Source organism: Candidatus Eisenbacteria bacterium (assembly GCA_018831195.1).
Classification (GTDB): domain Bacteria; phylum Eisenbacteria; class RBG-16-71-46; order CAIMUX01; family JAHJDP01; genus JAHJDP01.
In genome coordinates this window covers 1-5781 of sequence record JAHJDP010000089.1, presented here as the reverse complement: position 1 = coordinate 5781, position 5781 = coordinate 1, and the positions used below count along the sequence as shown (strand labels likewise).

General features: G+C 50.8%; 5 protein-coding genes. All 5 read right to left on the bottom strand.

Annotated features, from left to right (window positions below; translation table 11 throughout):
* Positions 1-1104, bottom strand: a 1104-nt coding sequence (locus tag KJ970_15870; GenBank protein ID MBU2692401.1) for a hypothetical protein, incomplete at its 3' end; no start/stop codon positions are given.
* 69 nt (positions 1105-1173) lie between these two features.
* Complete coding sequence (locus KJ970_15865; GenBank protein MBU2692400.1) at positions 1174-1983, bottom strand: FecR domain-containing protein; 810 nt, start codon at positions 1981-1983, stop codon at positions 1174-1176.
* Between the two features lie 65 nt (positions 1984-2048).
* On the bottom strand, positions 2049-3155 hold the full coding sequence (locus KJ970_15860) for a hypothetical protein (protein MBU2692399.1): 1107 nt from the start codon (positions 3153-3155) through the stop codon (positions 2049-2051).
* The gene (locus KJ970_15855) at positions 3140-4423 is read right to left on the bottom strand and encodes a transglycosylase domain-containing protein (GenBank protein ID MBU2692398.1); all 1284 of its coding nucleotides are present in this window, start codon (positions 4421-4423) and stop codon (positions 3140-3142) included. Before KJ970_15855 ends, KJ970_15860 begins: the two co-directional genes overlap by 16 nt.
* A gap of 30 nt (positions 4424-4453) precedes the next feature.
* Positions 4454-5488: a DUF1207 domain-containing protein gene (locus KJ970_15850; protein ID MBU2692397.1), complete on the bottom strand. Its 1035-nt coding sequence runs from the start codon at positions 5486-5488 to the stop codon at positions 4454-4456.
* Positions 5489-5781: the final 293 nt, after the last annotated feature.

Genomic DNA, 5781 nt, shown 5'->3' with positions numbered 1-5781 from the left:
TTCAGGAGCACCAGGCTTAACTCTCTCTTCGGGCTTAACCTGCTGCTTTTCAACTCTGCCTGTCGTGCCGCGTTCAGGCACTACGATATTTCTTTTTTCTACAGGCTCAACCTGCTGCTTTTCGCCTCTTATTTCGGAAACGGCTTCAGGAGCAGCGGGCTTAACTCTCTCTTCGGGCTTAACCTGCTGCTTCTCAACTCTGTCTGGGAGACCGGCAGCAGGAGTACCGGATTTAAATCTCTTTGCAGGCTGAACTCGCTGTTTTTCATCTCTTGCTGCTGGAACAGCTTCCGGAGCAGCAGGATTAACTCTTTCTTCAGGCTTAACCTGCTGTTTTTTGCCTCTGTCGGTTGGACCGGCAGCAGGAGTGCCTGATTTCAATCTCTCTGCAGGCTGAACTCCCTGCTTTTCATCTCTTGCTGCGGGAACGGCTTCAGGAGCAGCGGGCTTAACTCTCTCCTCGGGATGAGCCTGCCGGTTCCCGCCTCTGCCGATATGACCGCCATCTGGTTTTTCAGATTTCCTTATTTCCTCAGGTTTAACCTGATGAATCATGGGCTTTCCCCTCCCGGGAGTTCTTGGCGTTGTGACACTATTTAGCGGCAGTGAATCGGGCTTAACACCGGGGTTTAGGACGGATTTGTCCCTATCTTTTATAAGCGGGCGTGAGTGTTTTAATTCCTTCACCCGCAATTCTCTGAAGCGTTGTGGCGGGAGTTTAGCCGGCTGAATCTGCCTGGTCGAAGCAAAATAACTCTCTTTCGTAGGTTTAATATCAGGTGTGCCGACACTGAAATTGTTTTTTACGAATATTTTCTTCCGTATGATGTTTTTATCGACATCAGCAATTCTTGGTCTGCGCGTATTAAATGTGTTCCGGTTTACAGCTGTCACCCCATTGCTAATATCTGCGTTTTTATAAACATTGGTTATTTTGACCCGGGTAATATTAATATTGATTATGTTTACGCTGTGCCGGCCGTAATTGCCCCGGCCGTAGTAGATTTCTCCCGGGGCCAGAGGAACCCATGCCACATAATCAGGAGTCCTGACCCATCCGACATATCCCGGGCCCCAGTAAACCTCATTATCAATAGGAGGCACCCAGAACCAGCCTATGTTTACACCAAAGCTCCATCTACCGTAATGGTAGGGCGCCCATCCCCAAGGCTCTTAAGCCACCCAGATGTAATCACCGCCTCTCCATATCCATCTGCCATTTCTGTAGGGAGACCAGCTCGCACTGGCTGCGACCGTCGGGGTCCAGACATTACCATACCCACGAACACGTACCCACTTGCCGTAGCTGTCAAAGTCGGATGAATACGGCCTGAGTTCGTAGGGCAGATAGCGGGAGCCCACGTCACTTCCTGCATAGACCCTGTCGTTTCTTTTCTTGTTCCACTTCTCCCACTCGTCAGGAGGCCCCATCGGAGAAACCTCTCCGTCCGTGTTCTCTCCGAGAGATACCATTTGTCCTGCTTCTATTCCTGTATTTCCGACATTGTTCTCCGTTTCAACATATCCCTTGTAGACCGCCACATCTGTGTACTGCTCAGACATATCGATTCTGAAGATCGCCCTGTCGAAGGCCCGGGTGGACGTGTCGGGAGTATCGATCTGTAAAACTCCTCCACTCACCGGAGTATCATAAAAAATATAGGCATATCCCTGCGACAGATAGAACTGGGAAGAATCCTCATCCATCGACAGTATCTGGAGAGCAGAACTCTCATCGAGTCTGATATATGTCCCTGTGTTCAGCTGGAGTTCAACCCTTCCGTCCTGAGGGACCCAAAGTTCATCACCCTCTGCAAGGGGAGTATTAACAGACGCGATACCCCATTCATCCGAGTCGGGCGTCTTTATCTGAACATCACCTTCGATAAGACTCACTCGCATATAACCGGGATTCGCAGAGAGGGCATAACCCGGCACTAAAAGCAGCACAAGCAATATCATCACAGTCTTTAAGATCTTCATATCGTTCCTCCTGGCATAATCGAGTGAATAAGGTTAACTATTTGCATGAAAAAACCCGCTTTCAGTTAATCCTTGGAAACGACCCGAATTTCAGACATCGAAGCAAGAAAAGTGTCTGTCACCGCTGCTGATTCGGTCGGATCGCCTTTAAGATAAGCGCTAATATTCTGTTCCATTTGAGCCGGAAACTTCGGCACAGAGCCTACGAGATTTTCCCGGTATACTCTGAGCATGATTTCCTTGAAGACCGGAAGCGCTATCCTGCCCCCGGTTTCTTTTCGTCCAAGAGAACGGTTGTCGTCAAAGCCTATGCGGACAGCTATAGTTATTCCATCGGGGCCGTACGTCGAGCCTATGAAGAGAGCGTCCCTGAACTCATTTGTCGTACCTGTCTTCCCCATAATGGCGATCGGGAAACTTCTGGAGTCAAGTGAATGAGCAGTACCGGTGGGAATTCGCACGACACCACGCAAGCCCTCCTGAATGAGAGAAAGAGCATCGTCATTGAGAGCGACCGTTGACCGCTTGTTCTCTTTTTCAACCACAACCTCACCCGAATCGCGTACGATTTTCCTGATTACATACGGCTGGGTGAGAATACCCGAGGCCATTGCGCGGTATGCATTGGCCAACTCCAGCAAATTCACTTCAGAGGCACCCAACGCAGTCGAGGCATACGGAAGCAAGGGTGTGTGAATTCCCAGGCTCACAGAGGTTCTAAGGACGCTGTCAATGCCAATTTGCTCTGTAATCCAAATTGCAACGGCATTTCTGGATTCCGCAAGCGCCTCCCGGAGTGGAATCACGCCCTTGAATTGCCCATCGTAGTTTGAGATCCATTTCAGACTTTGTTCCCCCCCATCCGGAACACCGATCGGTTCGTCGGGAACCATCGACTCAAGGGTAAATGTTCCCTTACGGAAAGCAGCAAGATAAACAATGGGCTTCATTGCAGACCCGGGTTGACGAAGGGACTGCGTGACGCGGTTAAAGTCGCTATATGATGCTAAGCGGCCTTTATAGAACTGACGTCCTCCTGTCTCAGCAAGGATACACGAATCGCGGTTCCTCAGCACAATAACAGATCCCTGGATTAGCCCTTTGGAACCCGGGTGTCGCTTCTCATAAAGCTCAAGGCCATGCTCCAGCGCCTCATTCATAATTTGCTGCACACGGGCGTCCACAGTCGAGTAAATATTGATGCGTCCCTGCAGAAGATCTTCAACGCTGAGATCAGCGTTGAAAGTTTTGAGCTCCTGCAGGACATTTTCAACAACCGCGGCAGCCGGGAGCATTTTGCCCCTGTGCCACGCGACTGACTGAATAGGGCGCTTTTCAGCCTCCCTGACCCTGTCCGGAGAGATAAAACCGTTGACTGCCATAAGCGCCAGGATTGATTTCTCCGGCGCAGGATTCTCCCGGTCTCTTTAGCGCTTGGCGCATAGGAACGGGGCGACTTTGCAATGCCTGCCAGCAGTGCCGCTTTATCAGCATCATCCACGGTGAAAGTGGCGAGAGGCCGACCGAAGTAATACTCGGACGCTCTCGCAATTCCGTATTGACCGTTTCCCATGTAAATAAAGCTGGCATACCGTGCCAGAATTTCTTCCTTGGCCCGGCGTTTAGAGCCGAAAAGCTTCTGCATCTCTTCCTCGACCCATAACGATAGCCTCATCTCCTCCAGTTTCCGATACAGCTTGTTAACACTTCGCGGGCCAATGATGTGAGACAATCCACGGAGCAGAAGTGACCCGTGCAGGAGCGATTTGCTGTTTTCTTGAGCCGTCAGCTTTTGAAGGAAATGTCCGCGCACAAGCTGTTGCGTGACAGTCGATCCGCCTTGCGGGAAGATGCCGCCACTATTAACCTCCTCTTGCCCTGCCGACCGTGTGAGGTGCGACATCAAGGCGCCGATCCGCACTTTACTTAGTACGCGGGGAATTGTGGAATATTCAACTCCGTTGTGTGAGAAGAAGTTTTTGTCCTCAGTTGCAAGAATCGCATCACGAACAATGGGCGGCAGATCCTCATACTTAGTTATGCGCCTGTACTCTCTTGCCAGCTCAATAAGCGGCTGGCCATTGGCATCGTATACGCAGCCGATAGCAGGAAACTCAAAATTGGCTAATGAGTCTATGTCAGGAAGGTTTGTTCGGTCGAAATAGATGTGATATAATCCGATTGCAATTATAGCGGCTGTGATGACTGTTGTGCACATAAGGGGGTAAACGAGCCAGCTCAGTTTGATTAAACGGATATTGCGGATTCCCGGAACTGCCGATAGGACACCCACCCGCATACGCCGGAACCATGTTGAGACTCCTGAAAATGTCTCATAGATTTTTTCTTTCCATCCATGTTTCAACAAAGTTTTCTTCCTGAATATATTTTTACTCATTTTCACCTTTTTGGGCATCACTGAGATTTTACCCAATACCACAGGGGTGAAACACCTACTCGATAAAATCCGTCAGAATCCCAGAGAAACCCCAAGGCCAAAGTATTCAACCTTATTGTTGTAAAACTGGCCGCTTGGATCAAACCCGTTGTACCACTCGGCCATGAGGCGCAGGCGACGCTGCCCCGGGTTGGGATGACCGAACTCGAGACCGGCCTTGACGCTGGTATCGATGGCCCAGTTATGCTCCTCGAAGCTCTTCATGTCCACCCCGGCAACCGGCCTGCCGTTTAATACAAGCGGCTTGCTGCCGCAATATTCGATCCCCCAGTGAGCACTCATCGGCTTTAGATCAGCCGGCTCCTTGTGTATCAAAGACTCGCCGCCCCCGTACACCCGCCATCCCTGCCATTCGCGGGAATAGATGAGCTCAATGGCTTCATAGCTGAGGTTAACCCGCTCGGGAGGATTAACACTCTGGAGGAATTCATCCCCCAGGTGTGAACTCTGGTGATAAACGCGGAAGCGGAGTGAATTGTCACCATTCCGGTAAGTTACGGGAATGCCGATGGTATAATCTGCGTTGATGAGGTCGTGGGAAGGGGCATCCATGTTGAACCGGGCAAATATAGCGCCTGCCAAGCCCAGTTGCAGACCGTTCCCCTCATGGCTGCCTAAGAACCTGTACATGCCGAATGTCTCTCCGAATCCTACGGCCGCCATGGTGTATCTCTCACCCGATGATCTGAAGCTATTTATGCCGACAAAGAACTGCGGCTGCTTAGGATCGGCGATTAGTGGCCGGAACAGGTCGCCCGTTGGAAAGGCTTCCCCGTCGCCGGTTATTCCCGTAAACCTGCTTACCGCTCCCGGCTTCTTCGTGTCTGCAGGCTTCACCACAATCGTTACCCTCTGCAATCCGACTATATCATGCAGCTGTTTGTCGGCCGCCTCCCGTTGCGCCGGATCATCTTTAAATAGGGTAATAGCAACAACCCCGTTGACAACCTTCAAAATATAGCTGTCTCTCCCCCAGTTCAGGTCCCGCTCAAGGATGGATGTAATATAACCGGTCAAAAATTCATCACCGGTTCTGTCCGCAGCCACCGCAGGAGGAAACAGGAAAAGGAGCATTAGACAGATAGATGCGGCGCACAGGCGCCTCGCAACATTGAAACACGTGATACGCATGGTCACTTAATCCTTCGTTTTGAGATACAAATATGGGGCGTTAATCGTCAGCCCTTTTTGTTACTTACAACCAGCAATACAATACCGCCAAGAAGCGCAAGCCCTCCCACGATCGGAGGCAGCGGAATCGTTTTCGTCTTCTCTGCTGTCATATGGATGGGCCCGATATCGACGACCTTTTCCCTTGTCGTGTAGGTAATGCCCTGATA